Source organism: Vallitalea sediminicola, from assembly GCF_054408565.1.
On sequence record NZ_BTPT01000212.1, the window covers coordinates 1 to 236 of the forward strand.

The window sequence follows — 236 nt, forward strand, 5'->3', positions numbered from 1 at the left end:
AAAAGAAAATGCTGGTAATTGTGACCCAAGTAATCCACAAAGACTAGGACAAAAAATTGGTCTGAATCGTGGAATGGGAAATGGTCAAGGTGCATGTAATGGTAATGGATTAAGAAATGGTACTGGAAATGGCTATGGAAGAGGCAATGGTGGCAGAGGATTAGGTAGAAGAGCTAAGTAAACACTTAATTCAAAAGATGTAAAAAGCAGCCATAAGCTGCCTTTTACATCTTTTG

General features: G+C 38.1%; 1 protein-coding gene. It reads left to right on the forward strand.

The window, feature by feature from the left end:
• The coding region (locus ACX6CF_RS26455) for a hypothetical protein (RefSeq protein ID WP_458788372.1) at positions 1-181 on the forward strand (181 nt) is incomplete at its 5' end.
• Between the last annotated feature and the right edge of the window lie 55 nt (positions 182-236).